At 71.5% G+C, this 26,041-nt stretch carries 27 protein-coding genes; 11 read left to right on the plus strand and 16 right to left on the minus strand.

The annotated features are described in order from the left end of the window. Positions 1-99 precede the first annotated feature (99 nt). Together ACZ5WG_RS00080 and ACZ5WG_RS00085 are read left to right on the plus strand one after the other, a co-directional pair. Complete coding sequence (locus tag ACZ5WG_RS00080) at positions 100-717, plus strand: 2'-5' RNA ligase family protein (protein ID WP_468719500.1); 618 nt, start codon at positions 100-102, stop codon at positions 715-717. Positions 718-886: 169 nt separating this feature from the next. Continuing rightward, entirely contained in the window at positions 887-1,795 is a 909-nt protein-coding gene (locus ACZ5WG_RS00085) for a YihY/virulence factor BrkB family protein (RefSeq protein WP_468719501.1), read from the plus strand. Here ACZ5WG_RS00085 and ACZ5WG_RS00090 read toward each other — a convergent pair. Then, complete coding sequence (locus ACZ5WG_RS00090; RefSeq protein ID WP_468719503.1) at positions 1,792-3,048, minus strand: D-alanyl-D-alanine carboxypeptidase family protein; 1,257 nt, start codon at positions 3,046-3,048, stop codon at positions 1,792-1,794. The two genes, ACZ5WG_RS00085 and ACZ5WG_RS00090, sit on opposite strands and share 4 nt — an antisense overlap. 121 nt (positions 3,049-3,169) lie before the next feature. Between ACZ5WG_RS00090 and ACZ5WG_RS00095 the strand changes: the two genes are divergently transcribed. Both ACZ5WG_RS00095 and ACZ5WG_RS00100 read left to right on the plus strand, forming a co-directional pair. Next, the gene (locus ACZ5WG_RS00095) at positions 3,170-3,442 is read left to right on the plus strand and encodes an SCO4848 family membrane protein (RefSeq protein ID WP_383505529.1); all 273 of its coding nucleotides are present in this window, start codon (positions 3,170-3,172) and stop codon (positions 3,440-3,442) included. Beyond that, a complete protein-coding gene (locus tag ACZ5WG_RS00100; protein ID WP_468719504.1) occupies positions 3,439-4,803 on the plus strand; it encodes a metallophosphoesterase in 1,365 nt (454 codons plus the stop codon). Before ACZ5WG_RS00095 ends, ACZ5WG_RS00100 begins: the two co-directional genes overlap by 4 nt. Positions 4,804-4,904: 101 nt before the next feature. Here the strand turns inward: ACZ5WG_RS00100 and ACZ5WG_RS00105 are convergent, their stop codons facing one another. The 5 genes from ACZ5WG_RS00105 to ACZ5WG_RS00125 form a co-directional block, all read right to left on the minus strand. Next, positions 4,905-5,636 carry a TetR family transcriptional regulator gene (locus ACZ5WG_RS00105; RefSeq protein WP_266664557.1) on the minus strand — a complete coding sequence of 244 codons (732 nt, stop codon included), beginning with the start codon at positions 5,634-5,636 and terminating at the stop codon, positions 4,905-4,907. A gap of 11 nt (positions 5,637-5,647) precedes the next feature. After that, on the minus strand, positions 5,648-6,085 hold the full coding sequence (locus tag ACZ5WG_RS00110; RefSeq protein WP_468719505.1) for a thiol-disulfide oxidoreductase DCC family protein: 438 nt from the start codon (positions 6,083-6,085) through the stop codon (positions 5,648-5,650). A gap of 3 nt (positions 6,086-6,088) precedes the next feature. Then, positions 6,089-6,493 (minus strand): hypothetical protein, encoded by a 405-nt coding sequence (locus ACZ5WG_RS00115; protein ID WP_468719507.1) that lies wholly within the window; start codon positions 6,491-6,493, stop codon positions 6,089-6,091. Between the two features lie 87 nt (positions 6,494-6,580). Further along, positions 6,581-7,579, minus strand: coding sequence for a protein kinase family protein (locus tag ACZ5WG_RS00120; protein WP_468719509.1), 999 nt, complete (start codon positions 7,577-7,579; stop codon positions 6,581-6,583). Between the two features lie 81 nt (positions 7,580-7,660). Further along, entirely contained in the window at positions 7,661-9,583 is a 1,923-nt protein-coding gene (locus ACZ5WG_RS00125) for a bifunctional metallophosphatase/5'-nucleotidase (RefSeq protein WP_468720453.1), read from the minus strand. Between the two features lie 261 nt (positions 9,584-9,844). On the opposite strand from ACZ5WG_RS00125, the gene ACZ5WG_RS00130 reads away from it, so the two are divergent. Beyond that, complete coding sequence (locus tag ACZ5WG_RS00130) at positions 9,845-10,411, plus strand: CAP domain-containing protein (RefSeq protein ID WP_468719511.1); 567 nt, start codon at positions 9,845-9,847, stop codon at positions 10,409-10,411. Between the two features lie 4 nt (positions 10,412-10,415). On the opposite strand, the gene ACZ5WG_RS00135 is transcribed toward ACZ5WG_RS00130, so the two are convergent. Both ACZ5WG_RS00135 and ACZ5WG_RS00140 read right to left on the minus strand, forming a co-directional pair. Beyond that, positions 10,416-10,898 (minus strand): hypothetical protein, encoded by a 483-nt coding sequence (locus ACZ5WG_RS00135; protein ID WP_468719513.1) that lies wholly within the window; start codon positions 10,896-10,898, stop codon positions 10,416-10,418. Beyond that, a complete protein-coding gene (locus ACZ5WG_RS00140) occupies positions 10,898-11,674 on the minus strand; it encodes an alpha/beta fold hydrolase (RefSeq protein ID WP_468719514.1) in 777 nt (258 codons plus the stop codon). Before ACZ5WG_RS00140 ends, ACZ5WG_RS00135 begins: the two co-directional genes overlap by 1 nt. Positions 11,675-11,762: 88 nt before the next feature. On the opposite strand from ACZ5WG_RS00140, the gene ACZ5WG_RS00145 reads away from it, so the two are divergent. Both ACZ5WG_RS00145 and ACZ5WG_RS00150 read left to right on the plus strand, forming a co-directional pair. Beyond that, the gene (locus ACZ5WG_RS00145; protein WP_468719516.1) at positions 11,763-12,095 is read left to right on the plus strand and encodes a hypothetical protein; all 333 of its coding nucleotides are present in this window, start codon (positions 11,763-11,765) and stop codon (positions 12,093-12,095) included. 1 nt (position 12,096) lies between these two features. Further along, positions 12,097-14,598 (plus strand): DUF4132 domain-containing protein, encoded by a 2,502-nt coding sequence (locus tag ACZ5WG_RS00150; protein ID WP_468719517.1) that lies wholly within the window; start codon positions 12,097-12,099, stop codon positions 14,596-14,598. Here the strand turns inward: ACZ5WG_RS00150 and ACZ5WG_RS00155 are convergent. The 7 genes from ACZ5WG_RS00155 to ACZ5WG_RS00185 all read right to left on the minus strand — a co-directional run bounded on the left by ACZ5WG_RS00155 (position 14,574) and on the right by ACZ5WG_RS00185 (position 20,209). Beyond that, positions 14,574-15,170 (minus strand): hypothetical protein, encoded by a 597-nt coding sequence (locus ACZ5WG_RS00155; protein WP_468719518.1) that lies wholly within the window; start codon positions 15,168-15,170, stop codon positions 14,574-14,576. The genes ACZ5WG_RS00150 and ACZ5WG_RS00155 overlap by 25 nt on opposite strands. A 45-nt stretch (positions 15,171-15,215) precedes the next feature. Further along, entirely contained in the window at positions 15,216-15,821 is a 606-nt protein-coding gene (locus ACZ5WG_RS00160) for a Uma2 family endonuclease (RefSeq protein WP_468719519.1), read from the minus strand. Positions 15,822-16,028: 207 nt separating this feature from the next. Beyond that, positions 16,029-16,787, minus strand: a complete 759-nt coding sequence (locus tag ACZ5WG_RS00165) for a succinate dehydrogenase iron-sulfur subunit (protein ID WP_468719520.1) — start codon at positions 16,785-16,787, stop codon at positions 16,029-16,031. Beyond that, positions 16,787-18,541: a succinate dehydrogenase flavoprotein subunit gene (sdhA, locus tag ACZ5WG_RS00170; RefSeq protein WP_030865239.1), complete on the minus strand. Its 1,755-nt coding sequence runs from the start codon at positions 18,539-18,541 to the stop codon at positions 16,787-16,789. Before sdhA ends, ACZ5WG_RS00165 begins: the two co-directional genes overlap by 1 nt. Positions 18,542-18,564: 23 nt before the next feature. Next, positions 18,565-19,062 carry a succinate dehydrogenase hydrophobic membrane anchor subunit gene (locus ACZ5WG_RS00175; RefSeq protein ID WP_468719521.1) on the minus strand — a complete coding sequence of 166 codons (498 nt, stop codon included), beginning with the start codon at positions 19,060-19,062 and terminating at the stop codon, positions 18,565-18,567. A gap of 8 nt (positions 19,063-19,070) precedes the next feature. After that, positions 19,071-19,451: a succinate dehydrogenase, cytochrome b556 subunit gene (sdhC, locus tag ACZ5WG_RS00180; protein WP_078987295.1), complete on the minus strand. Its 381-nt coding sequence runs from the start codon at positions 19,449-19,451 to the stop codon at positions 19,071-19,073. Positions 19,452-19,603: 152 nt separating this feature from the next. Next, a complete protein-coding gene (locus ACZ5WG_RS00185; RefSeq protein ID WP_468719523.1) occupies positions 19,604-20,209 on the minus strand; it encodes a 2-oxo-4-hydroxy-4-carboxy-5-ureidoimidazoline decarboxylase in 606 nt (201 codons plus the stop codon). A 365-nt stretch (positions 20,210-20,574) separates the two neighbouring features. Between ACZ5WG_RS00185 and ACZ5WG_RS00190 the strand changes: the two genes are divergently transcribed. Beyond that, complete coding sequence (locus ACZ5WG_RS00190) at positions 20,575-21,318, plus strand: RNA polymerase sigma factor (RefSeq protein WP_468720455.1); 744 nt, start codon at positions 20,575-20,577, stop codon at positions 21,316-21,318. Beyond that, positions 21,318-22,388 carry a serine/threonine-protein kinase gene (locus ACZ5WG_RS00195; protein ID WP_468719524.1) on the plus strand — a complete coding sequence of 357 codons (1,071 nt, stop codon included), beginning with the start codon at positions 21,318-21,320 and terminating at the stop codon, positions 22,386-22,388. Before ACZ5WG_RS00190 ends, ACZ5WG_RS00195 begins: the two co-directional genes overlap by 1 nt. 310 nt (positions 22,389-22,698) lie before the next feature. On the opposite strand, the gene ACZ5WG_RS00200 is transcribed toward ACZ5WG_RS00195, so the two are convergent. Next, positions 22,699-23,571 (minus strand): L,D-transpeptidase family protein, encoded by an 873-nt coding sequence (locus tag ACZ5WG_RS00200; RefSeq protein WP_468719525.1) that lies wholly within the window; start codon positions 23,569-23,571, stop codon positions 22,699-22,701. Between the two features lie 177 nt (positions 23,572-23,748). On the opposite strand from ACZ5WG_RS00200, the gene ACZ5WG_RS00205 reads away from it, so the two are divergent. Then, on the plus strand, positions 23,749-25,329 hold the full coding sequence (locus ACZ5WG_RS00205) for an acyl-CoA mutase large subunit family protein (RefSeq protein ID WP_468719527.1): 1,581 nt from the start codon (positions 23,749-23,751) through the stop codon (positions 25,327-25,329). Positions 25,330-25,372: 43 nt separating this feature from the next. After that, positions 25,373-26,029, plus strand: a complete 657-nt coding sequence (gene leuE, locus ACZ5WG_RS00210; RefSeq protein ID WP_468719529.1) for a leucine efflux protein LeuE — start codon at positions 25,373-25,375, stop codon at positions 26,027-26,029. The last annotated feature ends 12 nt before the right edge of the window (positions 26,030-26,041 follow it).

Below are 26,041 nucleotides of genomic sequence, written 5' to 3' on the forward strand. Positions count from 1 at the left end.
AGCGAAAGAGGCTCTGGCAATCCGGGGGGTGCTGGCCCCACACTGGGTCGGCAGGACCCGTACGCAACCTGTACGCACCAGACGACGGAGGAGACATACGTGGGGACCGTAACGCTCGGCGTTTCGATCGCGGTCCCGGAGCCGTACGGCAGCCAGCTCCAGGAGCTGCGCGCCGGCTTCGGGGACGTTGCCGCGCACGGCATCCCCACGCATGTCACCCTCCTGCCGCCCACCGAGGTGGAGGCGGACCGGCTGCCGGAGATCAGGGCCCACCTGACCGAGGTCGCGGCCGCATTCGGCCCCTTCGCGATGCGGCTGGCCAGCACCGGCACGTTCCGCCCGCTCTCGCCGGTCGTCTTCGTCCGGGTCGTCGAGGGCGGTACGGGCTGCACCCGGCTCCAGGGCCTGGTCCGCGCCCCGGACGGGCCGCTCGACCGGGAGCTGGCGTTCCCGTACCACCCGCACGTCACGGTCGCCCACGGGATCTCCGAGGAGGCGATGGACCTGGCGTTCACGACCCTCGCCGAGTACGCGGCGCAGTGGACCTGCACGGGGTTCGCGCTCTACGAGCAGGGCTCGGACGGGGTCTGGCGCAAGCTGCGCGAGTACCCCTTCGGCAGCGGCCCGGTCACCGGCGTCCCGGCGCAGCTCGGGTCACCGGTCGACGAGGCCGCGGGGGCGGCCGGTGCGGCCGAGACCGCCGTACGGCGCTCCTGACGGCGCGGCCTGAGCGTCTGGCGGGCGTGGAACCGGAGCGTGCGCAGGACCAGGGTGTGGAACGGACGGTCGTCCATCGGACGCGCTTCGCGAAAAGTCACAATCGACGACCGTAGTGCCCAAAAGCGGCAATCCCGGCTATTTCCGTCGGCTCCTTTACGGTGACCTCATGGACTGGCTCACGAAACTCCCGGTGATCGGGCCACTCGCGGTCCGGCTGATGCGGACGCACGCGTGGTGTGCCTACGAACGCCTCGACCGGGTCCACTGGAGTCGGCTCGCCGCCGCGATCACCTTCATCAGCTTCCTCGCGCTCTTCCCGCTGATCACCGTGGCCGCGGTCATCGGCGCGGCGCTGCTCAGCCAGGAGCAGCTGGACCGCCTCCAGAAGAACCTCGCCGAGCAGGTCCCCGGCATCTCCGGGCAGCTCGACATCAACGGCCTCGTCGCCAACGCGGGCACGGTCGGGCTCGTCGCCTCCGCCCTGCTGCTCGTCACCGGCGTCGGCTTTGTCGGCTCGATGCGGGACTGCCTGCGCGCGGTGTGGGACAAGGACGACGAGGACCTGGGCAACCCCGTCGTCCGCAAGGGCAAGGACGCGCTCGTGCTCGTCGGCCTCGGCGCCGTGGGCCTGTGCTCGGCCGCGGCCTCGATCCTCGGCTCCAGCGCGGTCGGCAAATTCGGCAGCTGGCTGGGCGTGCCGCAGCACGGCGCGGGCGGCGCGCTCCTGCGGGCCGGCGCCTTCCTCGTCGGCGTCGTGGCGGCCTTCCTGCTCCTGCTCTACGTGCTCACCCTGCTGCCGGGCGTCGAACCGCCGCGCCGCCACCTCATCCAGGCGGCCCTCCTCGGCGCGGCCGGCTTCGAATTGCTGAAACTGCTGCTCAGCGGCTATATGCGCGGGGTCGCCGCGAAGAGCATGTACGGGGCCTTCGGCGTGCCGGTCGCCCTGCTGATCTGGATCAACCTGATGGCGAAGCTGCTGCTGTACTGCTCGGCCTGGACGGCCACCCGGGCCGCCGCGGCCGGCGACGGCGCGGCGGACCCCGAGGAGCCCGCGAACCACGACCCAGGAGGCTAGGACGCCTGGTCCCCGCCGCCGCTGCGGCGGCCGCGCGGGCTGCGCGGCCAGCGGCGGTTGACGGCGTACGCCCCGCCCGCGATCACGGCCAGCGCCCCGCCCGCGACGCCGAGCGCGGTGCCGACACCGCCGCCCGCGCCCTCGCCGGCCGCCGAGTGGCTGTTCTCGTGCGACTGGGCGGGGGAGCCGAGCGAGGAGGTGTCCGCGCTCTTCGGCGGGACCAGCTCGCCCACCGGCTTGACCTTCCCGATCGCCGCGAAGCCCCAGTCGAAGAGGCCGGCGGTCTCCTCGTAGACGGAGTTCAGGCCGCCCGCGCTCGGGTTCATCACCGTGACCAGCAGCTTCTTGTTGCCCTGCTGCGCCGCGCCGGTGAAGGTGGAGCCGGCCATGGTCGTGTTGCCGTTCTTCACCCCGGCGATGCCCTTGTACGGGGAGAGGCCGCTCGCACCCGTCATCAGCCGGTTGGTGTTCTGGATCTCGAAGTACTCACGAGGCTTCCCGGGCCCCTGCAGGCCGGGGAACTTCGCCTCCGCAGTCCCGCAGTACTCGCGGAAGTCCTGCTTCTGCAGGCCGGAGCGGGCGATGAGGGTGAGGTCGTACGCGCTCGACACCTGCTCCGGGGCGTCGTACCCGTCCGGGGACACGACGTGGGTGTCGAGGGCCTGCAGCTCCTCGGCGTGCGCCTGCATGTCCTTGACGGTCTTGTCGATGCCGCCGTTCATGGCGGCGAGCACGTGCACGGCGTCGTTCCCGGACCGCAGGAACACCCCGAGCCACAGGTCGTGCACGGAGTACTCGTGGTCCTCCTTGACCCCGACCAGGCTGGAGCCCGCGCCGACGCCCTCCATGTCCTGGTCGGTGACCTTGTGGACCCGGTCCTTCGGGAGGGTGGGCAGCACGGTGTCCGCGAAGAGCATCTTCAGGGTGGAGGCCGGGGGCAGCCGCCAGTGCGCGTTGTTGGCGGCCAGCACCTCGCCGGTCTCGGCGTCGGCCACGATCCACGAACGCCCCGTCAGGTTCGTCGGCAGGGCGGGGGCGCCGGCCAGCGGATTCACCTGGACCCCCGGCTTGCCGAGCAGGGCTCCGCCGACGGTGGACATCGACGCCGGCGGCCCGGCCGCGGCCGGGGCCTTGGGCGGCTGCCCCTTCCCGTCCGGCAGCGGGGTGGGCGCGGCGTGCGCGGGCACCACGAGCATCGCGGGGACCAGCAGCCCGGCGGAAAGGACCGTCAGCGCGGTCTTCTTGGCAGACACGCAGGTGAAAGTACATCCCGATCGGCTGTCTGCAGCCCGGGACCGGCCAACTTGTCCGAACCACCGCCGGTACAGCCCACCCCGGCGCGTCCGTCCTGGGGACCGAACCGATACTGGGGGCATGAAACTCAGCCGTGCCGTCTCCTGGTTCCTGCTCGCCTTCGGAGTGTGGAGCTGGTTCATCTGGGCAACTTTCGTCCGGAACCTGTGGAAGGACGCCAGCGGTCTGGCATTCGACGCGGCGGGCGAGCCGACGGCCTACTTCTGGGTACACCTTCTCCTGGCCATCGCCTCCTTTCTCCTGGGGACGGCCGTTGGTGTGATCGGGTTGCGCGGCGTCCTCGCGCTGCGGCGGGAATCACGCCGGGGTCCGGACGCGGGTCCGGACGCGTGAAGACCGCGCTGTTCGCGGTGATCGCGGCGCTGGTCCTGGCCCTGCTGGTGCTGGTCCACCGCTGGCTGTGGATCCGTCTGGTCCGCGATACGACGGGCCCGCGCGGCACGGCCCGCCGGATCGGCACCACCCTCGCGTTCACCCTGCCGCTCCTCTCGCTGGCCGCCCTCACCACGGGCCGCGCCGGCGCACCTTTCTGGCTCCAACAGTCCGTGGCCTGGCCGGGTTACATGTGGCTCGCGGTCCTCCTGTACCTGACGCTGGCGATGCTGGTCGCCGAACCCGTCCGGGTCCTCATCCTCCGCCGGGCGAACCCCGCCGCCGGGGACGTCCAGCCCGTCCGTCCGGCCCGGCCCCGCCGGCGTTTGAGGCGCGGGGCCTGGGGCGGAGCCCCTGGGGGCACCCCCGGCGGCAGCTGGGGGAGGAACGGCGGAAGGGCGGGTGGGGGAGAAGCCCCGCAGGGCCCTGCGACCGCCCTCGACGACCCGCCCCCGCCCGGGGAGAGGCAGAGCCCGGCGGCCCAGGACCCCGCAGGGGCGACCCGGCGCCAGTTCGTGGCCCGAGCGGTCGGCGGCGCAGCCGCCCTCGCGGCAACAGGGACCGTAGCCACCGGCACGTACGGAGTCCTCCGCGGCCCGCGCGTCAAGCGCGTCCAGGTCCCCCTCGCCAAACTCCCCCGCGCCGCGCACGGCTTCCGGATCGCCGTCGTCAGCGACATCCACCTCGGCCCGGTCCTCGGCCGGGCCCACACCACCCGCATCGTCGAGACGGTCAACCGCACGCAGCCCGACCTCATCGCCGTCGTCGGCGACCTCGTGGACGGCAACGTCCACGACCTCGGCAGCGCCGCCGAGCCGCTGCGCCTGCTCCGCGCGCGGTACGGCTCGTACTTCGTCACCGGCAACCACGAGTACTTCTCGGGCGCCCAGCAGTGGATCGACCACGTCCGCGAGCTCGGCCTCACGCCCCTGGAGAACGCCCGCCGGGCGCTGCCGCACTTCGACCTCGCGGGGGTCAACGACGTGCAGGGGGAGACCGAGGGGCACGGCCCGGACTTCGTCGCCGCCCTCGGCGACCGCGACCGGGCCCGCGCCGCCGTGCTCATGGCCCACCAGCCCGTGGTCATCCACGACGCCGTCCGTCACGGCGTCGACCTCCAGCTCTCCGGGCACACCCACGGCGGCCAGCTCTGGCCGGGCAACTACCTCGCCGAGCTCGCCAACCCCACCGTCGCCGGCCTCGAGCGCTACGGCGACACGCAGCTCTACGTCTCCCGTGGCGCCGGCGCCTGGGGACCCCCGGTCCGGGTCGGCGCACCGTCCGACATCACGGTCGTCGAACTCGCCTCGTACCAGGCCTGACCGGCCGCAACCGGTAACGATCCGCCGCGAACCGGCCTTCCCGGGGCCCGATTTCCATGGGCCGGCTTCCAGAAGGCCTACGCGACCGGTGCGTTCGACGCCTACGCCGGCCCGGGGTCCGGGTCGGAGGCCCGCTTCTTCTTCGACACCACCGTCTGCGCCATGCCCGGCAGGAAGTCCGCGAACAGCTCGTGGACCTCGCGAACCAGTGGCCGCAGCACCCGGAACCGGGCCAGGACGATGCCCCGCGTCGTCAGCTGCGCGCCGCGCTCCGCGAGCCGCCGCGTCTTCTCGCTGTTCGGGGACCGGTCGAAGACCCAGTACAGGACGAGCCCCATCTGCGAGAGCCACATCAGCTCCGGCAGTACGTCGGCCAGCTCGTCCGGGACCTTCGTCTTCGCGCCCGCCAGCACCTCGCGGTGCATGTCGATCGCCGCCTTGCGCGCAGGTTCCGATTCGGGGGAGAAGGGGCTGAGCGGGCTCTCCGGGTCCGCCGCGTTCTTGAAGAACTGCGAGGCGAACTCGTGGTACGGCGCCGCGATGTCCAGCCAGCTCGTCAGCACGCCCGCGAGCCGCTTCTGCAGATCGGTCTCGCTGTCCAGGATGGGCCGGACCGCCGCCTGGTGCGCGGCGCCGATCCGGTCGTAGAACCCCTGGACGAGGTGTTCCTTCGACGCGAAGTAGTAGTAGGCGTTGCCGACCGAGACCCCTGCCTCCTTGGCGATGGCCCGCATGGTCGTCTTGTCGAAGCCGCGCTCCTGGAAGAGACGGAGCGCGGTTTCGAGGATGAGCGTGCGGGTCTGCTCGCTCTTGGGAGCCTTCTGATCAGTCACGGTGTACGAGCCTATCCGGGTACGGCGCAGTGGTCGTCACAGGCCGGTGCCTCCGGCTCCACTTCACCCTCCGGCCCGGGCCCGGTGCGTACGGCCTGCCGCCATGCCGAGGCCGTGTACATGGCCGCCCGGGCGAAGGGCCGGCCCGCCGGGGTGGCGAGCCAGTTCGCCTTCGGCCGGTGCTCCACCAGCGCCCACAGGCACACGATGAACGCGTCGGTCCCGGTCCACACCTGCCCCGAGTCCCCGATGACGGTGATCTCGCGGAGCGTCGCCGCATGGTCGAGCTGCGGGTAGCGCCGCTGCGCCTCGTAGGACCCGGCCGGGATCAGCCGGAGCGGTACCAGCCAGCGCTGCCCGAGGAGCCAGTGCCGGATGTGGACGCAGAGCGGGCAGTCGGCGTCGTACAGCACGGTCAGGTGCTGCGTGGCCGTCGTTGCCGTGGCCATCGGTCAGGCCCCGGCCGGAGCGGTCCACCCCTGCGGGGCGACCGGCGGGGTCTGCTGACGCTCCATGATCCCGCGGCGGCGCATCTTGTTCAGCACCCAGACGTTGCCGAGGTGCATGACGCCGAGGACGAGCAGGACGACACCGATCTTGACCGACAGGGCCTCGAAGAGCTGGCGGGCCGTGTCGATGCCGACGTCCGAGCGCAGGTAGAGCGTCACGAAGCCGATGTTCACGAGGTAGAAGCCGACCACCAGGAGGTGGTTCACGGCGTCCGCGAGCTTCTCGTTCCCGTGCAGGACGTCGGCGATGAAGATGCGCCCGTTGCGGCTGAGCGTGCGGGCCACCCAGACGGTCAGCGCGATGCTGATGAGCAGGTAGATGACGTATGCGACGACGGTGAGGTCCATGCCCTCGCCCCCCTTGAACGTGTTCAACTTGTTGGCAGGACTGACTGTAGACCTCTTTTTGAACAGGTTCAAGCTTTCTGGGAAGAGTTACTTCGAGACCTGCGCGACCTCCCCGGCCGGGAACGGCGTCCGCTTGCTCTCGCCCACCAGCCGCCGGTGGAAACCCGCCATCACGAGCCCCGTCGCCGCGTGCCGGTCGAGCAGCGCGGCCGCCTCCGCCGGCACCCCGCCGCGCCCGCGCCCGGCGATCCACCCCCGTAGGAACGCCTCGTGCTCCAGGTCGTCCCGCTCGTCGGCGCCGGGCAGGTGGTACCGCAGGAGATGGCTCGCCGTGTACGCCCGGTCGTAGCCCAGGTGCTCCGACAGGAACCGGGCCTCGTCGGGCTCCAGCTCGAAGCGGGTGCTGAGCGCGAGCCCGAAGTCCGCGAAGTGGACCAGCTCGCCGTCCGTCAGAACGTTGTGGAAGTGGGCGTCGAAGTGGACCAGCCCGCGGGAGGCCATGAACTCCGCCCCGCGCCGCAGGGCCTCGTCCGCCCAGCCGTACGCGGGGTGCCCGGCCAGCCAGGTGCCGAGCCGGTGCGGCACGTGCTCCAGGAAGAGCACCAGGCTGTACGAGGCCCGCCCGATGGCCTCCAGCCGGCGGCGCACGGCCTGCGAACCCTCCCACCGGGCGACGGCCGCCTCGACGCCCTCGTCCCCGGGAGGGGAGTCGGGCAGCACCCGCCAGTGGTACATCAGCGGAAACCCCTCGTACGCGCCCTCGATCACCCACCCGGTGGTCATCGTGTGCACGGCCAGCTCCCGCCACGCCCCGAACCCGGCCGAGCCGACCCCGTACTGGTAGTGAAGCGGCAGCCCGAACAGGTTCGCGGTGGACCGCACGTTGCCCGGCAGCAGCTCGATGTCCGTCAGCGGGACCCTCTTGACGAAGACCCGCGTCCCGTCGACGTCCAACTCGGCTGTCCGGCCGCCGATACCGGATCCCAGGGGAGCGGCGGCGGCCGCCAGCGCCCGCAGCCGGTGGTCGCTCAGCAGGGACAGGCGGGCGGAGACGGCGGAGTACGCCGTGAGTCGCTCTCGGTACATCCGGGCGACGCTACCGGCGGGACCGTCACGCCCCGGTCCCCTTTTCCGGCAGATCCGGGGCCTCAGGGGAGCGCGGGTGGATCAGCAGGGCGGCCGGAGGCCGTTGCGGTCGGTGTGGGGGCGGTCCGCCGAGACGATCGCGGCCTCGGGGCGGGGCACGGGGGTGCCGTCGGGGAGGAGGAGGGGGGCGGGTTCCAGGACGATGCCGACGTCGGCGCCGCGGCGGGTGGTGTTGGCGGCGGTGACGCGGTTCAGAGGGGCGGGGGTCAGGGTCTGCGTCTCGCGGACGTACGCGACGAAGCTCTCGAAGTCGCGCTGGTGGCGGTACGGCGCCTGGAAGCCGGTGAGTGCGCCGTAGCCGTCGTTCGCCAGGAACGTGTACGAGGGGGACGCGAGGCGGTAGGTGCCGGTGAGGCTGAGCGCGGCGCCGTCGATGAACACGTCCGCCGGGTTCACGCGGTCGCCGGCCCTGCCCAGGGCGTTGAAGGTGTAGCGGACGTTCCCGGAGACGGCCAAGGGTGCGAACAGCAGCTCCCCGCTCGCTGCGATCGTCCACTGCTGCTCGAGGGCGTCGTGGATCTGCTGCCCGGTCACCGTCGCGCTGACGATCGGGTCGCCGAAGCCGACGGCCTTCCAGGCCCGGCCGAACGTGACGGCGCCACCCGAGGCCGTGTCGCGGACCAGGTCGCCCGCGATGACGGCCTGGCCGACCCGTGGTGCCGCCGCCACCAGGGCGAGCTGGGCCGGGACGTTGGGATGGACGTTGGCGTCGTTCTCCGGGTCGGTCGGCCTGCGGCCCGCCCACAGCGCCCAGTCGGCGACCAGGTCGCCCATGGTGCTCTCGCCCGCGGTGTTCCGCGTGCGCACGAACGATCCGGTCTGCTTGCCGATGCGGGTGGTGTCGCGCGCCGCGGCCTGGCCGGCCCAGTAGTCGACGACCTCCTTGAGGGCCGGATCGGGGGTGACGTCACGGGTGTTGGGGTGGTTCGTCGAGACGGTCAGCTCGCGGATCACCTTGCCGGTGGCCGGGTCGAGGCGGAGGTTGATCTCGTTGATGAGCTGGCCGTAGCAGCCGGCCTCGACGAAGGGGCGGGGGACGCCGTCCGGGTCCGGGACCATCATGTTGAACCGGGTGTGCCAGTGGCCGGTGACGATGGCGTCGATGTCGGGGGAGACGCGCAGCGCCAGGTCGAGGGCCGGGCCGGACGGGTCGGTGCCGCTGTTGAAGTCGCCGCCCGCGACCGCCCCGTCATGCATGCTCAGCACGATCGCGTTGACACCCTGGGCCTTGAGCAGCGCCGCGTACCGGTCGGCGGTGGCCACCTCGTCGAGGGTGGCGAGGCCGGGCTGGTAGGAGCCGGGGAACAGCTCGGTGCCGAGGGCGGTGAGGTGGATGAAGCCGATCTGCAGCTCCTGGCCGGCGGCGGTACGGACCTTCTCGATGCTGTACGCGGGCAGGACGGTGCGCTGGTCGGCCTCCCAGACGACGTTGGCGCTGTAGTAGCGGAAGCCGGAGCCGTGGAAGCGGGCGCCGGAGGAGTCGGTGAAGGTGGCATCGCGGCCCTCGACGGGGAAGGGGACGCCCTGCTCCATGTGCCGTTGGAGGAAGGCCGGGGACTTGTCGAACTCGTGGTTCCCGGCGGTCGCGAAGTCGAGGCCCATGCGGCCCAGGGCCTCGACGGTCGGCTCGTCGGCGAAGGCGGCGGCGTCGAACTCCCAGCCGGAGAAGGCGTCTCCGGGGGTGAAGAAGAGCGAGTTCAGCCGGCCGTCGCGGAGGCGGGCGAGGTGGGCACCCATGTAGGCGACGCCGCCGACGGTGTAGGTACGGCCCCCGTTCCCGCTGATGGTGGCGTTGCTGCCGGGGGCGGCCTGGAGGTAGCCGTGCAGGTCGGTGATGTTGAGGAGCTGGACGTCGACGTACTCGACGGCGGAGGCGGCGTCGCGCGCGTGGTCGCTGGCGTGCGCGGGGATGCCGGTGGCGAAGGTGGCTGCGGCGGTGCCCATGGCGGTGAGGAACGTCCGCCGCCCGAGGTGGTGGGAACTGTGGTCCGGATACGTGCTCTTGGAGTGCGAGTGCCTCGTCACGGGGGGTATGGTCCCGCCGGGCGGGGCCGGTGTCGATGCGCCGGGCCGTGCGCCTGCGGCGGTGCCCGGATGGCGGGACGGCGGGGCCGGTGGCAGCCTGGAGGGGCGGGGGCGCGAAAGGGGAGGTGGACCTCCTTGAACAGGCACGCTTCACTCATCCGAACCGCACGGACCCTGGCCGTGGCCGGAATCCTGTCGGCCGCACTCGTACCGGTCTCGGCGGCGCCGGCGACGGCCGCCACGTGCGACGCCGCGGCCGCCGCCCGGGCCCCGACCAGCAGCAACGACAGCGCCGCGCGGAACGCGGTGATCTGCCTCATCAACGCCCAGCGCACGCAGCGGGGGCTGCCGGCCCTCACCGTGAACCAGGCCCTGACGAATGCGGCGCAGCAGCACTCCGCCGCCGCCGTGCAGCTGAAGTGGTGGGGGCCGGGCAGGGATTCGCACACCAACCCGCAGACCGGTTCGACACCGGGGACCCGGATCACGGCCGCGGGCTACTGCCCGAACCCCAGGTCGTGGGGCTACGCCGAGATCACGTACACGGGCTGGGGCGGCTCGGGGACCCCGAACGCCGCGGTCAACTGGTGGGTGAACGTCAGCACGTACGGCCACCGGCAGATCGTCCTCGACCCGTCGATGCGGGAGATCGGCGCCTGGGCCCAGCCGGGCGCGGCGGACCGCGCCGGAGCCGGCGCGAGCCAGGCCGGCACCTACGTCGTGACGTTCGGCCGCTGCCAGCAGTGACCGGTCACCCGGCGCCGGGACCCTGCGGGCGCGCGCCCAGGGCGCGGGCCCAGACGAGGAGGGGCGGCGCGGGTGGGTGCGGGGCTTCGTCCGGCTCCGGCTCGTGGAGTCCGGTCCACGGGAGGACACCCGGAGTCTCATCGGACAGGTAGGCCTCGACGATCGGGACGAGGTCGTCGGTCAGTGCGTACGCGCCGCCGAAGGGGAGCGCGTGCGCGGGCAGGGATGCGGTGGAGCAGCGCAGCTGCCCGGCCTGCTCGTCGTGCCAGACGTAGAAGGTGGCGGGCCCGCGGTGGCCGAGCTCGCGGACCCGGGTGCCGAGGGCGGCGGCGGTGCGCTCGAAGGCGGCGGTCACCTCCGCGGCGGAGAGGGACCGGTCATCGGGCCCGGGGCCCAGCCACCAGGTGTTGGTCTCCCGTTCCGCCGCCCGGTCCGCGGGGTCCAGTACGAGCGGCTCGGTGGCCACTTCGGCGATCCAGGCCGGCATCACCGCAGGAAGTCCAGCAGCAGGGCCGTGGTGTCCTGCGGGCGTTCCAGGGACGGGAGGTGGCCCGCCCAGGGGAGTTCCAGGTGGCGGGCGCCGGGGATGCGGTGCGCGAGGTCGGCGGCGATGTCGCGGAAGTCCTCGACGTCGTGGGCGCCGCCGATCGCGAGGGTCGGAGCGGCGACGGCCGCCAGGTCGATCTCGTGCTCCGGGAGCTCGTGGCCGTCCTCCACGGTCAGCGCCACGTCGAAGATGCGGCGCTGCATGGTCCGTACGAGCGCGCGGGCCTCCTCGTCCGCCGACGGGCCGAGCCAGGTGTCCACCATCAGCTCCACCGCCCCCGCGATGTCCCCCGCCTCGAGCAGCGCGTCCTCCGCGTCGGAGACCTTCTGGAGGGCCGGGCCGCGCTGCTGCGCGGGAACGGCGGAGCAGAGCAGGGCCAGTGCGGACACCCGCTCCGGGTGCAGGGCCGCGATCCCCAGGGCGACGCGGCCGCCGTACGAGGACGCGGCGAAGGCGGCCCGTTCGATGCCGAGGGAGTCCAGCAGGTCCAGTACGTCGTCCGCGTCGCGGTAGGGCGCGACGGCCGGCGGCGAGTCCCCGCAGGTGCGGAAGTCGGCCCGGACGACCCGGTACCCGGCCTCGGCCAGCGGGCCCCACTGCGGCTCCCACATCCGGCGGTCGCAGACGGAGGAGTGCAGGAGGACCAGCGCAGGGCCGTCCGCCGGACCGGCGACGTCATGGGCAAGGAGGGGGTTCGCGGGGTTCGTGGGAGTCATGAGGGCATCCTGTCCGACCCGCGGGCCAACCGCCCCTGGATATCGGGCAGGCGATCCGCTGTCAGAGGGCCCCCTTACGCTCCTGGTCATGGGAATGGTGACCTTCGTCGACGAGACGACAGCGGGCGGCCGGGGGGACGGCTGGGAGTTCGAGGTGGCCGAGGAGCGGCTCGCGCTGCGCGAGCTGATCCGGCGGCGGGTGTTCCAGGAGGTCGCCGAGCGGGGCGCCGCCGCCCTCGTACCGCAGAGAAGCCGGCCCGATGCCCACGAACAGGCCGGGCTCGCGCTCACCGCCTTCGGGCGCAACGGGTTTCTCGTACTCGTCGGGGACCGCCAGGTCACCGATCTCGACGAGGTCGTCGACCTGCCCCTCGGCACGGAGGTCACGTTCCTGAAGCTCGTCGCCCTGGTGGGTGGCTGACATGGCCGGGAACGGGAACCGGAACCGGAACAACGGCTACGCCGACGCCGTCCACCGCGCCCTGGAGGAGGAGAACGCCCCAGAGCTTGCCACCGCGCTGCTGAAGGCCGCCATCCATTACAGCGGCCACTGGGGCAACGGGGAGGCGGCCGAGCTGATCGGCGCCGTCCGCGCCCGGCCGGTGGAGTTCCGGCAGCGGCTCGTGGACCGGCTGGCCGACACCTTCCGCTCCCTCGCGGAGGACTCCCCGGCCCGGGAGAACGCGCTGGCCCTCATCGCCGCCGCCGGACGGCAGCTGCCCGCGGGCGACCCGCTCCCCGCCGAACGGCAGGGCAAATTCGACGAGCTCGGCCGGATGGGACAGGTCCACTACTACGGATGGGCCGCGGAGCTGGTCCTCGCCGAGCTCGACGCGGGCCGCACGATCCCGCCGGCCGCCGTCGCCACCCTGCGCCGCAGCGCCCTCGTCGCGTACGGGTACCGGCCGGTCGTCGAGCTCGCGCCGCGGCTGACGGAGCCCGTCCTCAACGTCGGCGAGGCATGGGCGGACCGGGCGCTGGCGGACGGGAACCACTGGCACGCCCTGCTCGCCCACGCGGTGACCGCGACCGCAGCCAAGCCCACGGGCAAGTGGGAGAAGGCCGGCCGGGCCCTGATCGAGGAGGCCGGGGAGGACGCCGTACGCGAGCAGCTCCTCGGCTGGCTCCGGCTCGTCGGCGCGCCCCGCACCCTCGCCCTGGACGAGGAGCGGTACGGGCCGAACCCGAACGACGTGTGGGACACGTACAACGCCAACGCGCTGCGCGGACTTGCCTGGCTGCTGTCCTTCCTGCCCCCGCACCCGGACATCGCGCGGGCGCTCGGCGCGCTCGTCGAGAGCTCGCTGCGCAAGGTCGCAGGACTCGGCCCGCGGGGCCCCAAGGTGGCCAACGCCGGAGTCACCGCCCTGTCCCGCATCGACAGCGAGGCCGCCCTCGCCGAACTGGCCCGGCTCGCCACCCGCGTGACGTTCAAGGGCACCCTCAAGATGCTGGACTCCGCCCTGGAGGCGCGGGCCACCGCGCTCGGGCTGGGCCGGGAGGAGATCGAGGAGCTCGCCGTGCCTGCGTACGGGCTGACGCGCGTCGGGCGGGCCGAGTACGCACTGGGCGGGACCACCGCCCTCGTGGAGGTCTGCGGCTCCAAGGCGGCGCTCTCCTGGCGCAGCGCCACGGGCAAGGCGGTCAAGGGCGTGCCGGCGGCCGTGCGCCGCGACCACGCCGAAGAGCTCAAGGAGCTCAAGGCGGCCGTGAAGGACATCGACAAGATGCTCGGGGCGCAGGCCGAGCGGCTGGACCGGCAGTTCCTCGCCCGGCGCACCTGGACGTACGGGCAGTGGCGCGAGCGCTACCTCGACCACCCCCTGGTCGGCACCCTCGCCCGCCGCCTGCTGTGGGTGGTGGACGGCACCCCGGTCGGCTTCGCCGACGGGGAGGCGCGCACCCTCACCGACGGACCCGTCACCGAGGGCGCCGAGGTGACCCTCTGGCATCCCATCGACCGCGAGCCGGCCGAGGTCGCGGCCTGGCAGGACTGGCTCGAACGGCACGGCATCACCCAGCCGTTCAAACAGGCCCACCGCGAGGTGTACCCGCTCACCGACGCCGAGCTCCGCACGGGAACGTACTCCAACCGGTTCGCCGCGCACTTCCTGCGCCAGCACCAGTTCCACTCGCTGGCCGCCGTCCGCGGCTGGCGCAACAAGCTGCGCCTCGCCGTGGACGACACCGCGCCGCCCGCCGTGCGCGAGCTGCCGCAGTGGGGGCTGCGGGCCGAGTACTGGATCGAGGGCGACACCGGGGACGACCGCTACGAGGACATCACCGACTCGGGCAGCTTCCTGCGGCTACGCACCGACCAGGTGCGCTTCTACCCGATCGGCGCCCCGCAGAACTCGGCGCACGCCTGCGGCGGCGAGTACACGATGTGGCTCAGGGACGGCGAGGACCCGGTCGAACCGCTGCCGCTGGCCGGGGTCCCCGCCCTCGTACTCAGCGAAGTCCTGCGCGACGTCGACCTGTTCGTCGGCGTGGCCAGCGTCGGCAACGACCCGGCCTGGCAGGACGGCGGCCCCGCGGGCCGCTTCCGGGACTACTGGACCTCGTACGGCTTCGGCGAGCTGAACCAGAGCGCCGAGACCCGCCGGCTCCTGCTGGAGCGGCTGGTCCCGAGGCTGGCCGTCGCCGACCGGTGCCGGATCGAGGGGCGGTTCCTGCACGTGCGGGGCGAGCTGCGCACGTACCGGATCCACCTCGGGTCGGGGAACATCCTCATGGACCCGGGCGACCAGTACCTGTGCATCGTCCCGGCGGGGCGCGCGGCCCCCGGGACGGAGACCGGCTACCTGCCCTTCGAGGGGGACCGGACGCTCGCCCTGATCCTCAGCAAGGCGATGATGCTGGCGGACGACGCCGGCATCACCGACCCGACCATCACCCGTCAGATACTGAGGGAACGGGCGTAGTTGATCTGGTTCATCACCCAGGGGAACGTTCCCGCGTCGACCGCCGGGATCATCGTGGAGTGGTGGCGGCCGCCGCTGGTGACGGTGACCTGGATGTAGCCGGTGGTGGTCTTCTCCTTCATGAGGAGGAAGAGCAGGCCGAGCAGGCAGAACAGGAAGAAGACGATCGCGAGCACGATGGCGTGCGCCGGGATCTTCGTCTCGGTGCGGGAGAAGTCCGAGGCGTTCCACATCGCGCCCTTGAGCGGCATCGCGCCCGAGGGGGTGATGATCTGGTCCCCGGCGATGGTGATGTCGCCGAGGGCCAGGCCGGATCCGCCGGCGCCCTGCGGGGCGGCCTGGTAGGCCGGGGGCTGCGCCGGCGGCATCACGGGAGGCATGGCGGGGGGCTGCGCCTGGGCGGGGATGCCCGCGCCGCCGACGGTCGGCTGGTAGCCCGGCGCGGGCGGAGTGGCCGGATACCCGTACCCGGCGCCGCCCGGGGCCCCCGGATAGGGCTGCGGATAGCCATAACCAGGGCTCCCCGGAGCCCCGTTGTCACTCGCGTACGGATTCGGCTGCTGGTCGCTCATGCGCTCGATCTTTCCACAGCCGCCCCCGCTCCCATACCCTGATCCTCAGGCCCGGGTCAGCTCCTCGCCGATCGTGAGGCCCTTGGCGGGCCCGTCGGGGATGACGACGGAAGTGCCGTATCCGACGCTGGTCTTGGTGGCGTACGTGCCCTTCTCCGGGTCCGGGGCGCTGAACACGGTCACCGTGCCCTCGTCGTCGAAGTCGTCGATGACGAGGTACACGGGAATCCCGGCCTGGGCGTACCAGCGGCGCTTGCGGATGTGGTCCCGGCGGTGGGCCTCCTTGCCGGGGGAGACGATTTCTGCGACCAGGGGGACGCGGGTGGCGTCCACGCCGAGCCCCTCTTCGTCAGGGATCTCGTCCAGGTCTTCCGGGCCCACGAACAGGTCGGGGATGCAGACCTTTCGGCCGCGGATGATGTTGCCGTCCTGGTAGACGTCGAGGCCGCTGTCTGTGAGCCGGCCTTCCAGAGCCCTGCGCAAGCGGTGGACGAGCACGGTGTGGCGGCGGCGGCCGGTGGGAGACACCTCGATGGACCCTTCGATGATCTCGGCCCGGTAGCCCTCCGGAAGGTCCATCGCCTTCCAGGCCTGCCAGAGGACCTCATCGAGTCCCGGGTCGCACGGGGTCTCATGAGCGAGAGCGGACATGGAAAGCACCTCCTTCTCTCAGTGTGGGTGCGGACGACACTCGGGTACAAGCGACGCCGACGACCGTACTGCCTTCGGACCAGACGGCCTGTGTGATGAAAGGTTCATCCAGGCGGTATCCACCCCTGGGGGTGAACGCGGCGAGGACCCCGCTCCCCGGAACGGAATCCGGGGAGCGGGGCCCTCGTACGGGCGACCGCGAAGCGGTCAGAAGCGGCGCGTGATCAGGGCGCGCTTGACTTCCTGGATCGCCTTCGTGACCTCGATGCCGCGCGGGCAGGCATCGGTGCAGTTGAAGGTCGTGCGGCAGCGCCACACGCCGTCCTTGTCGTTCAGGATCTCCAGCCGCTGCTCGCCGGCCTCGTCACGCGAGTCGAAGATGAAGCGGTGGGCGTTGACGATCGCCGCCGGGCCGAAGTACTGGCCGTCGTTCCAGAACACCGGGCACGACGAGGTGCACGCCGCGCACAGGATGCACTTCGTCGTGTCGTCGAAGCGCTCGCGGTCCTCGGCCGACTGCAGACGCTCACGCGTCGGCTCGTTGCCCTTGGTGACCAGGAACGGCATGACGTCGCGGTACGCCTGGAAGAAGGGGTCCATGTCGACGACGAGGTCCTTCATCACCGTGAGGCCCTTGATGGCCTCGACGGTGATCGGCTTCTCCGGGTTGATGTCCTTGATCAGCGTCTTGCAGGCGAGCCTGTTCTTGCCGTTGATCCGCATCGCGTCGGAGCCGCAGATGCCGTGCGCGCACGACCGGCGGAAGGTCAGCGTGCCGTCGAGGTCCCACTTGATCTTGTGGAGACCGTCGAGCACGCGCTCCTTCGGGTCGATCTCGATCTGGAAGTCCTGCCACTGCGCCTCGTCCGAGATCTCGGGGTTGTAGCGGCGGATCCGGAACGTGACCGTGATGTACGGGGAGGCCGCGGCCGCCTCTTCCATCTTGTCCAGGGTGGGGGTAGCCATCAGTACTTACGCTCCATCGGCTGGTAGCGGGTCGTCACGACCGGCTTGTAGTCGAGCCGGACCGAGTCCGAGCCGTCGGCTCCGACCTCGCGGTACGCCATGGTGTGGCGCATGAAGTTGACGTCGTCGCGGTTCGGGTAGTCCTCGCGGTAGTGACCGCCGCGGGACTCCTTGCGCGCCAGTGCGGACACGGCCATGACCTCGGCCAGGTCGAGCAGGTTGCCCAGCTCGATGGCTTCCAGCAGGTCCGTGTTGAAGCGCTTGCCCTTGTCCTGGACGGACACGTTCTTGTAGCGCTCGCGCAGCTCCGCGATCTTCTCGACCGCGGTCTTGATGGTCTGCTCCGTACGGAACACCATCACGCAGGCGTCCATCGTCTCCTGGAGCTCCAGGCGCAGGTCGGCGACCCGCTCCTTGCCCGTGGAGTTGCGCAGGTGCTCGACCAGGTCGACGACCTGCTGCGCCGGGTTCTCGGGGAGCTCGACGTAGTCGTTCTCCTGCGAGTACTTCGCCGCGGCGATACCGGAGCGCTTGCCGAACACGTTGATGTCCAGCAGCGAGTTGGTGCCGAGGCGGTTGGCGCCGTGCACGGAGACGCAGGCGACCTCGCCGGCCGCGTACAGGCCCGGGACGACGGTGGTGTTGTCGCTGAGGACCTCACCCTCGACGTTCGTCGGGATGCCGCCCATGGCGTAGTGCGCGGTGGGCTGGATCGGGATCGGGTCCGTGTACGGCTCGATGCCCAGGTACGTACGCGCGAACTCCGTGATGTCCGGGAGCTTCGCGTCCAGCTGCTCCGGCGGGAGGTGCGTCAGGTCCAGGTACACGTGGTCGCCGGCGGGGCCGCAGCCGCGGCCCTCGCGGATCTCCGTGTAGATGGAGCGCGAGACGACGTCACGGGACGCGAGGTCCTTCATGACCGGCGCGTACTTCTCCATGAAGCGCTCGCCGTCCTTGTTGCGGAGGATGCCGCCCTCACCGCGGGCGCCCTCCGTCAGCAGGATGCCCATGCGCCAGATGCCCGTCGGGTGGAACTGGAAGAACTCCATGTCCTCGAGCGGCAGGCCGCGGCGGTAGCAGGCCGCCTGGCCGTCACCCGTGAGGGTGTGCGCGTTGGAGGTCACCTTGAAGAACTTGCCGGTGCCGCCGGAGGCGTAGATGACGGCCTTCGCCTGGAACACGTGGATCTCGCCGGTGGCGAGCTCGTACGCGACCACACCGGCCGACTTCTTGACGCCGTCCTCCTCGACCAGGAGCTGGTCCAGGACGTAGAACTCGTTGAAGAACTCCACGCCCTCCTTGACGCAGTTCTGGTACAGCGTCTGGAGGATCATGTGGCCCGTGCGGTCCGCGGCGTAGCAGGACCGGCGGACCGGGGCCTCGCCGTGGTTGCGCGAGTGGCCGCCGAAGCGGCGCTGGTCGATGGTGCCGTCCGGGGTGCGGTTGAACGGCAGGCCCATCTTCTCCAGGTCGAGGACCGCGTCGATGGCCTCCTTCGCCAGGATCTCGGCGGCGTCCTGGTCGACCAGGTAGTCACCGCCCTTGACCGTGTCGAAGGTGTGCCACTCCCAGTTGTCCTCTTCCACGTTCGCCAGCGCGGCGGCCATGCCGCCCTGCGCGGCACCCGTGTGGGAGCGGGTGGGGTAGAGCTTGGTCAGCACCGCGGTGCGGCTGCGCTTCGTCGACTCGATGGCGGCGCGCATGCCGGCGCCACCTGCGCCGACGATGACGGTGTCGTACTTGTGGATCTTCATTGGATTCGCCTCAGCCCCGTTGCCTAGCGGATGTTCGGGTCGAAGGTGAAGATCACCAGCGTGCCCAGAAGGATGGTGAACACCGTGGCGGTGTAGAGCAGGCCCTTCAGCCACAGCCGCGTGTTGGCGCGCTCCGCGTAGTCGTTGATGACGGTACGCAGGCCGTTGGCGCCGTGCAGCATGGCCAGCCACAGCATCAGCAGGTCCCAGACCTGCCAGAACGGGGACGCCCAGCGGCCGGCCACGAAGGCGAAGCCGACCTTGGAGACGCCGCCGTCCAGCACCAGCTGGATGAGGAGGTGGCCGATGACCAGGACGACGAGGACGACGCCCGAGAGGCGCATGAAGAGCCACGCGGCCATCTCGAAGTTGCCGCGGGTCGAGCGCGGGGTCTTGCCCGTGCGCTTGCGCGGGGCCTCGATGTACGGCGCCGGGTTGTCGACGTCGTAGAGGCTCACGCCCTCCACGTCGCCGATGGCCTGGGCGGAAGAAGTGTCAGAAACCGTGTTGTTCGAAGACATGGCGCGTGTCACTTCCCGAACAGTTCAGCAGCTGCGTGACCGAGGACGGGGTACAGGGCCCCGGCCATCAGGATGATCCAGACGATCATCACGCCCCAGAGCATCTGCTTCTGGAGACGGGGACCCTTGGACCAGAAGTCCACGGCGATCACACGGAGACCGTTGAGCGCGTGGAACAGGATGGCGGCCACGAGGCCGTACTCCATCAGCGCGACGATCGGAGTCTTGTAGGTAGCCACGACATCGTCGTACGCCTCGGGGGAGACGCGGACGAGAGCGGTGTCGAGGACGTGTACGAACAGGAAGAAGAAGATGAGGACGCCGGTGACTCGATGAGCCACCCAGGACCACATTCCTTCCCGGCCGCGGTACAACGTTCCAGCCGGCACGGAAAACCCTCCGGAAGCGGGGCGGGGGCCAGCCGGCTTCTTTGTCGGTCGGGCCCGGCCGGGTACGGTCCTCCGGCCCCGGACATCGTAGCGACGCTTTGTCGGTTCCCTCGCGCCGGGTCCATCGGTGTGATCAAACAGGCACGGACGGACTATCCCACAGGGGCGAATAGCCCGGAATCCGCGGCAGAAACCCCGTCCGGCGAGGTCAGCCAATGTGTCAGGTCGGCGAGCCGGACCTGGGCGAGGCGGCGCAGCTCGTCCGCCGAGATCGACCGCTCCTCGTCCGCCTCGAGCTCCATCCGCCGCCGGATCGCGGTCAGCAGCTGGTCCGCCTGCTCCTCCGGCGGATGCCCGTCCAGGCAGATCACGAAGGCGTGGCCGAATTTGCGTTCGTACTCCGCATGGGCCGCGTCGAGCGCCAGGAGCGCGGCGTACGAGGCCCCGTGGTCCAGCTCCACCGGGAACTCCGAGGCCAGTGCCTCGCTCAGGTCCGCTTGGGAGAGGTCGTACGAGGCCTCGTCGGCGGCGGCCAGCAGCGCGGCGGGATCCGGATAGGGGCGGTGGGTCGCCACCCGCTGGGCCCAGCGCCGGCTCCCGCAGCAGTGCAGCAGGACGGCCTCGGCGGCTTCGGGGGAGAGGGCGTTGAACCGCGCCAGCCCGGAGCCGTGAGAAGGATCGGAGCCGCCGCGGGCCTGTGCCGGAAGGTGGCTGGACAGCGGGGGGCTCCTCGGGGCGTGGCGCGGGTGTACCGCCACGCTAGCGACGCCGGGCCGGGTGTGTCGTACCCATCCGAGGTTTTCACCCGGAAGTGAGCCGAAAGGATGACGTGATGACGGGCGGCGCGCCGGAAGGCCGGGAGCAGCGGCGGTGCAGGAAGGGGCGGCGGGAGATGAGGAAGGCGACCGAGGCCGCCACCCCCCACAGGAGAGGCCCCGGTCGCCGTCCGTACGGGCTCGTGCGACAAGCCCGTACCTCTGTCAGCGCCGCGAGTGCGTTTTGTGTCACACCCCGCTTCGCGCACGATTGGTTGCTCCCCGTACACCACGTGGACGAAGGTACTTGAAAGCCGTAACGTGCTGATTTGCGCCACACGTACAGGACAGTGAACGGGTTGGGGACTTTGCTGGGGGACGACGCGGAGCTGACCGCCGCGGTGCTCGCGGCGCAGGGCGGCGACGAGAGCGGATTCCGTGCTGTGTACCGCGCCGTGCACCCACGCCTGCTCGGTTACGTACGCACGCTCGTCGGGGACGCCGACGCCGAGGACGTGACCTCCGAGGCCTGGCTGCAGATCGCCCGCGACCTCGACTCCTTCACCGGCGACGCCGACCGCTTCCGCGGCTGGGCCGCCCGGATCGGCCGCAACCGGGCCCTCGACCACATCCGCATGCGCGGGCGCCGCCCCGCCATCGGCGGTGACGAGACCGAACTGACGGGCCGTGCCGCCGACAGCGACACCGCCGGCGAGGCGATGGAGGCCCTGTCGACCGGCCGGACCATGGCGCTGATCGCACAGCTTCCGCAGGACCAGGCCGAGGCCGTGGTGCTCCGCGTCGTGGTCGGCCTGGACGCCAAGAGCGCGGCCGAGACCCTGGGCAAGCGCCCCGGCGCGGTACGCACGGCAGCCCATCGGGGCCTGAAGAAACTGGCCGAGCTGCTCGGCCAGGAGGGCGGCTTCGAGCCGGACCTGGATCCGGGGTCGGATCCGGCGGGCCCGGTCGGCCATAATGCCGGTGGCCAGGCGCGGGACGGCAGGGGCGGGAGGGATCTCGACGCCGTACCCGCTCAGCGTGGCCGGGGCAGTGGCCTCGTAGAGCAAACCGGTGTGACGCATTCACGTTGGCGGACGCAGAAGGACATGTGATGGCCGACGAGCGCAACAGGTGGCTGGACAAGGCCGCGGCGGAACGAGTGCTGCGCGGCGGCCCGGCCGCACCTGGCGCCGACCCGCGCGCCCGCGAAGCGGAGGCCCGGCTGCGGGCCGCTCTCGAGATGCTGGCCGCGCCGCAGCAGCACGCCGGGGTGGAACTGCCCGGCGAGGCCGCCGCCGTGGCCGCCTTCCGCGCGGCGCGCGGCGGGGCCGTCGCGGGCGGGACGTCCGGGGTGGCTTCGGCGCCCGGGGTGTCCGCGGGACTTTCGGCGCCCGGGGTGTCCGCAATGGCCGGGACGTCCGTACCGGTCGGCGCCGACACCACGCCCCTCGTGGAACTCGGCACGGCCGCCCTCCCCCTCACCGTCGCCGCGCCCCGGCGCGGCCGCCCGGGGCGCTTCGCCCTGGTCGCCGTCCTGGCGGGCGTCGCCGTCGGCAGCCTGGCGGTCGCCGCCGGGGCCGGTCTGCTGGACCGGGACACGAACGACACGGCGGGGCCCGCACCGGCGGTCTCCCTCAGCGCCGACGAGAACCCGACGACGGCCGGCGACACCGCGGGCCCGACCCTCGCACCGCAGCTGCGCCCCACCCCGCTCCGCGGCACCGACGGCTCGGCGCCCAGCCCGGGTACGGCGCAGACGCCGGGCGCGGACGCGGGCGCGGGCGCGATACAGGGATTCGGAACCGGACCCGGCACCTCGTCCGGCGGCAGCGCCGGCAAGGAAGACGCGGGCGGCACGGGCACGAAGGACGGCAAGGACACCTTCGCCGGCGGGACCACCTCGCTGAAGGACACGGACAAGCAGAGCCGCCTCAAGGCGGTGGACCTGTGCGAGGCCTACCGGTCGGGTCACATGACCTCCGACCGCCGGGACCGGCTCTCGAAGCTGGCGCAAGGGCTCTCCCGCATCCCGCACTTCTGCGAGGCGCTGCTCGACGGGCCCATCCGGAGCGGCGCGCCGACCGTTCCGCGCACGGCCGACGACGGGAGCCCCGCACTCAAGGCCCCGACGTTCGTCCCGGCGAGCCCGGTCGCGTCCGCATCGGCCCGCACGCCGCGCTGACGGCTGCCGCCACAGCTGTCAGGCGTTCCTTCGGGTGGTCCGCGAACACTCCTCGAGCGGGTTCCGAGCGGCGGCGTGAACGGGCTGTAACACTTTTCGAACCTGCGGCGCAGTACATAACGAGCCGACTGGTCATCGGCCGCGCATGAGCCGGGGTTCCCCCCGTACCCCTGGGCTCTGCGCACCCGGCGCGGGCGGGGTTCGTTCCCCCGGCCCTGCCCGCGCCCTCTACTTCTTCGACCGGATCACCGGGATCACCGGGATGACAGGGATCCCCGGAATCGCCCAGGGACCACCGGCGTCACCCGGATCACCAATAGACGACGACCTTGTCGCCGACGTGCACCTGCTCGAACAGCGACGCGAGCTTGCCCTTGTCCCGGACGTTCACGCAGCCGTGCGAGGCGCCGGCGTACCCGCGGGCCGCGAAGTCGGCGGAGTAGTGCACCGCCTGACCCTGGCTGAAGAACATCGAGTACGGCATCGGCGTGTGGTAGATGGTCGACGTCCAGTCCTTGGCCTTCCACTCCACCTTGAACTCGCCCTCACGGGTCGGGGTGTTCTCGGAGCCGAAGCGGACGTCCATGGTGGAGACGATCTTGCCGTCGATCATCCAGGCGAGCGTGCGGCTCTCCTTGCTGATGCACATGACGCGGCCCGTCATACAGCGCGGGTCCGGCGCGTCGACCTCGTTGACGGTCGGCGGGCGCAGCTCGTCGTCGGTGGGCTTCTTGCTGAGGCTCTGGATCTTCTTCCAGGTGGCCTCGTCGACCGCACCGGACGCCGTCAGGCCGTTCTTCGCCTGGAAGGCCTTGACCGCGGTGGTCGTCTTCGAACCGTAGAAGCCGGTGGGTGCGACCGTCATGTACTTGAGCTGCTTCAGGCGGGCCTGGAGCTCGCGCACCTGCTCGCTCTCGTCGCCGTTCGCCATGACGGCCTTGACCGTGGGCGAGGGGGACGCGGACGGCGAGGCCGACTGCGAGGCGGAAGGCGAGGGCGAGGCGTCGGCGGGCTTGTTGTCCGTCGACGGGGAGCTCTCGGGGGTGGAACCCGCCGCGGACGCGGACGGAACCGAAGAGGCGGAGCCGGCCGGCTCCGTCTTCTGGGGCCCGCAGGCGGTCGCGGCGAGCGCGACGGCGGTGGCCACCCCGAGCGTGCGGACTATGACTCTCTGGCGGTGCATCGTTGTCCCCCGATTCATGCGTCGTGTATCTAGGTGATGCCTGGCGGGCGTGGAGAGTTGCAGACGATCCAGGGATGTTGCGCCATTGTGACCAGCGGCCGTCAGGGGACGGCCGGGGCCGTCGCGGGGAGGTTTTATCAGCCCCGGGGCCGTTTGCTCTATGGAGGGCTTCGTCACATGGCGAGTACTGAGAGCGGATTTCCGATCGAACCCGTCTACGGGCCCGGCGATCTGACGGGGTGGGATCCTGAGGGCAAACTGGGTGAACCAGGGGCGTATCCGTACACGCGAGGGGTCTACCCGACGATGTACACCGGCAAGCCGTGGACGATGCGGCAGTACGCCGGGTTCGGGACCGCGGCCGAATCCAACGCCCGGTACCGGCAGCTCATCGCCGGCGGCGGCACCGGACTGTCCGTCGCGTTCGACCTGCCGACGCAGATGGGGCACGACTCCGACGCGCCGCTCGCGCACGGGGAGGTCGGCAAGGTCGGCGTCGCGATCGACTCGGTCGAGGACATGCGGGTGCTGTTCGACGGGATCCCGCTCGACCGGGTCTCCACGTCCATGACGATCAACGCCCCCGCGGCGCTGCTGCTGCTGATGTACCAGCTGGTCGCCGAGGAGCACGGCATCGACGGCGGGCAGCTGACCGGGACCGTCCAGAACGACGTGCTCAAGGAGTACATCGCGCGCGGCACGTACATCTTCCCGCCCGAACCCTCGCTGCGGCTGACGGCCGACACCTTCCGGTACTGCAAGGCCGAGATCCCCCGCTGGAACACCATCTCCATCTCCGGCTACCACATGGCCGAGGCCGGGGCCTCGCCCGCGCAGGAGATCGGCTTCACGCTGGCGGACGGCATCGCGTACGTACGGACCGCGCTGGCCGCCGGGATGGAGGTCGACGAATTTGCCCCGCGCCTCTCCTTCTTCTTCGTCGCCCGCACCACGCTGCTGGAGGAGGTCGCGAAGTTCCGGGCCGCACGGCGGATCTGGGCCCGGGTCATGCGCGAGGAGTTCGGGGCCCGGAACCCGAAGTCGCTGATGCTGCGCTTCCACACCCAGACGGCGGGGGTCCAGCTGACGGCGCAGCAGCCGGAGCTGAATCTCGTCCGGGTGGCCGTGCAGGCGCTCGGGGCGGTGCTGGGCGGCACGCAGTCGCTGCACACCAACTCCTTCGACGAGGCGATCGCCCTGCCGACGGAGAAATCGGCGCGGCTGGCGCTGCGGACGCAGCAGGTGCTGGCGTACGAGACGGACGTGCCGCACACCGTCGACCCCTTCGCCGGGTCGTACGCGGTGGAGCGGATGACGGACGAGGTCGAGGCGGCGGCGCTCGCGCTGATGCGACGCGTCGAGGACCTGGGCGGGGCGGTGGCCGCGATCGAGGCCGGCTTCCAGAAGGGGGAGATCGAGCGGAACGCGTACCGCATCGCGCGGGAGACGGACGACGGCGAGCGCGTGGTGGTCGGGGTCAACCGGTTCACGCTGGAGCAGGAGGAGCGGTACGAGCCGCTCCGCGTCGACCCGGCGATCGAGAACCGCCAGCGGCAGGCGCTGGCCGCCCTGCGCGCGGGCCGCGACGCGGAGGCGTTGTCGACGGCGTTGGCCGCGCTCCGCGAGGCGGCGGCCGGCACGGCGAACGTCCTCTACCCGATGAAGGAGGCCCTGCGCGCCCGCGCCACGGTGGGCGAGGTCTGCAACGCCCTGCGGGAGGTGTGGGGGACGTACGAACCGGCGGATTCCACATGGTGAAATCGAGCCACGACAGGTGCATCCCTATGGGACACTCCTGCTCATGCTGGGTGTCACCGATCTGCCGACCTATCTCGTCGGGCTCATACTGATCATTTTGCTGCCGGGGCCGAACTCGCTGTACGTGCTGTCCGTCGCGGCGCGCCGCGGCGTGCGGACCGGCTACAAGGCCGCCGCCGGGGTGTTCACCGGCGACGCCGTGCTGATGGTGCTCGCCGCCGCCGGGGCGGGGGCGCTGCTCCAGGCCAGTCCGGTGGCCTTCGGCATCGTCAAGCTGCTCGGCGCCGGGTACCTGACCTGGCTCGCCGTCGGGATGATGCGCGGTGCGTGGGCGCTGTGGCGTTCGCGGGCCGAGCGGGCCGAGCGGGCCGAGGCGTCGGCCCCGGACGCAGCCCCGGCCGAGGGTGAGCGGCCGTACCGGCGGGCGCTGCTGATCAGCCTGTTCAACCCCAAGGCGATCCTGTTCCTCGTCTCCTTCTTCGTGCAGTTCGTGGATCCCTCGTACGCCTACCCGGCGCTCTCGTTCCTCCTGCTGGGCGTGCTGCTCCAGCTCGGCAGCTTCCTGTACCTGACCCTGCTGATCTTCGGCGGCACCCGGCTGTCCGCCGCCTTCCGGCGCCGCAAGCGGCTCTCGGCCGGGGCCACCTCCGCGGCGGGCGTGCTGTTCCTCGGCTTCGCCGCCAAGCTCGCCGTGAGCTAAGGGCTGTCCGCG

The sequence above is a fragment of the Streptomyces sp. NPDC032745 genome, assembly GCF_055579465.1.

Coding starts and splice junctions, on each gene's coding strand:
- ACZ5WG_RS00200 (WP_468719525.1), bottom strand. CDS start 23,571: ATGCACCGCCAGAGAGTCATAGTCCGCACGCTCGGGGTGGCCACCGCC.
- ACZ5WG_RS00145 (WP_468719516.1), top strand. CDS start 11,763: ATGGGAATGGTGACCTTCGTCGACGAGACGACAGCGGGCGGCCGGGGG.
- ACZ5WG_RS00095 (WP_383505529.1), top strand. CDS start 3,170: ATGAAACTCAGCCGTGCCGTCTCCTGGTTCCTGCTCGCCTTCGGAGTG.
- ACZ5WG_RS00165 (WP_468719520.1), bottom strand. CDS start 16,787: ATGGCTACCCCCACCCTGGACAAGATGGAAGAGGCGGCCGCGGCCTCC.
- ACZ5WG_RS00175 (WP_468719521.1), bottom strand. CDS start 19,062: ATGTCTTCGAACAACACGGTTTCTGACACTTCTTCCGCCCAGGCCATC.
- ACZ5WG_RS00110 (WP_468719505.1), bottom strand. CDS start 6,085: ATGGCCACGGCAACGACGGCCACGCAGCACCTGACCGTGCTGTACGAC.
- ACZ5WG_RS00205 (WP_468719527.1), top strand. CDS start 23,749: ATGGCGAGTACTGAGAGCGGATTTCCGATCGAACCCGTCTACGGGCCC.
- leuE (WP_468719529.1), top strand. CDS start 25,373: ATGCTGGGTGTCACCGATCTGCCGACCTATCTCGTCGGGCTCATACTG.
- ACZ5WG_RS00115 (WP_468719507.1), bottom strand. CDS start 6,493: ATGGACCTCACCGTCGTCGCATACGTCATCTACCTGCTCATCAGCATC.
- ACZ5WG_RS00135 (WP_468719513.1), bottom strand. CDS start 10,898: ATGCCGGCCTGGATCGCCGAAGTGGCCACCGAGCCGCTCGTACTGGAC.
- ACZ5WG_RS00140 (WP_468719514.1), bottom strand. CDS start 11,674: ATGACTCCCACGAACCCCGCGAACCCCCTCCTTGCCCATGACGTCGCC.
- ACZ5WG_RS00125 (WP_468720453.1), bottom strand. CDS start 9,583: ATGGGCACCGCCGCAGCCACCTTCGCCACCGGCATCCCCGCGCACGCC.
- ACZ5WG_RS00150 (WP_468719517.1), top strand. CDS start 12,097: ATGGCCGGGAACGGGAACCGGAACCGGAACAACGGCTACGCCGACGCC.
- ACZ5WG_RS00195 (WP_468719524.1), top strand. CDS start 21,318: ATGGCCGACGAGCGCAACAGGTGGCTGGACAAGGCCGCGGCGGAACGA.
- sdhA (WP_030865239.1), bottom strand. CDS start 18,541: ATGAAGATCCACAAGTACGACACCGTCATCGTCGGCGCAGGTGGCGCC.
- ACZ5WG_RS00160 (WP_468719519.1), bottom strand. CDS start 15,821: ATGTCCGCTCTCGCTCATGAGACCCCGTGCGACCCGGGACTCGATGAG.
- ACZ5WG_RS00085 (WP_468719501.1), top strand. CDS start 887: ATGGACTGGCTCACGAAACTCCCGGTGATCGGGCCACTCGCGGTCCGG.
- ACZ5WG_RS00120 (WP_468719509.1), bottom strand. CDS start 7,579: ATGTACCGAGAGCGACTCACGGCGTACTCCGCCGTCTCCGCCCGCCTG.
- ACZ5WG_RS00155 (WP_468719518.1), bottom strand. CDS start 15,170: ATGAGCGACCAGCAGCCGAATCCGTACGCGAGTGACAACGGGGCTCCG.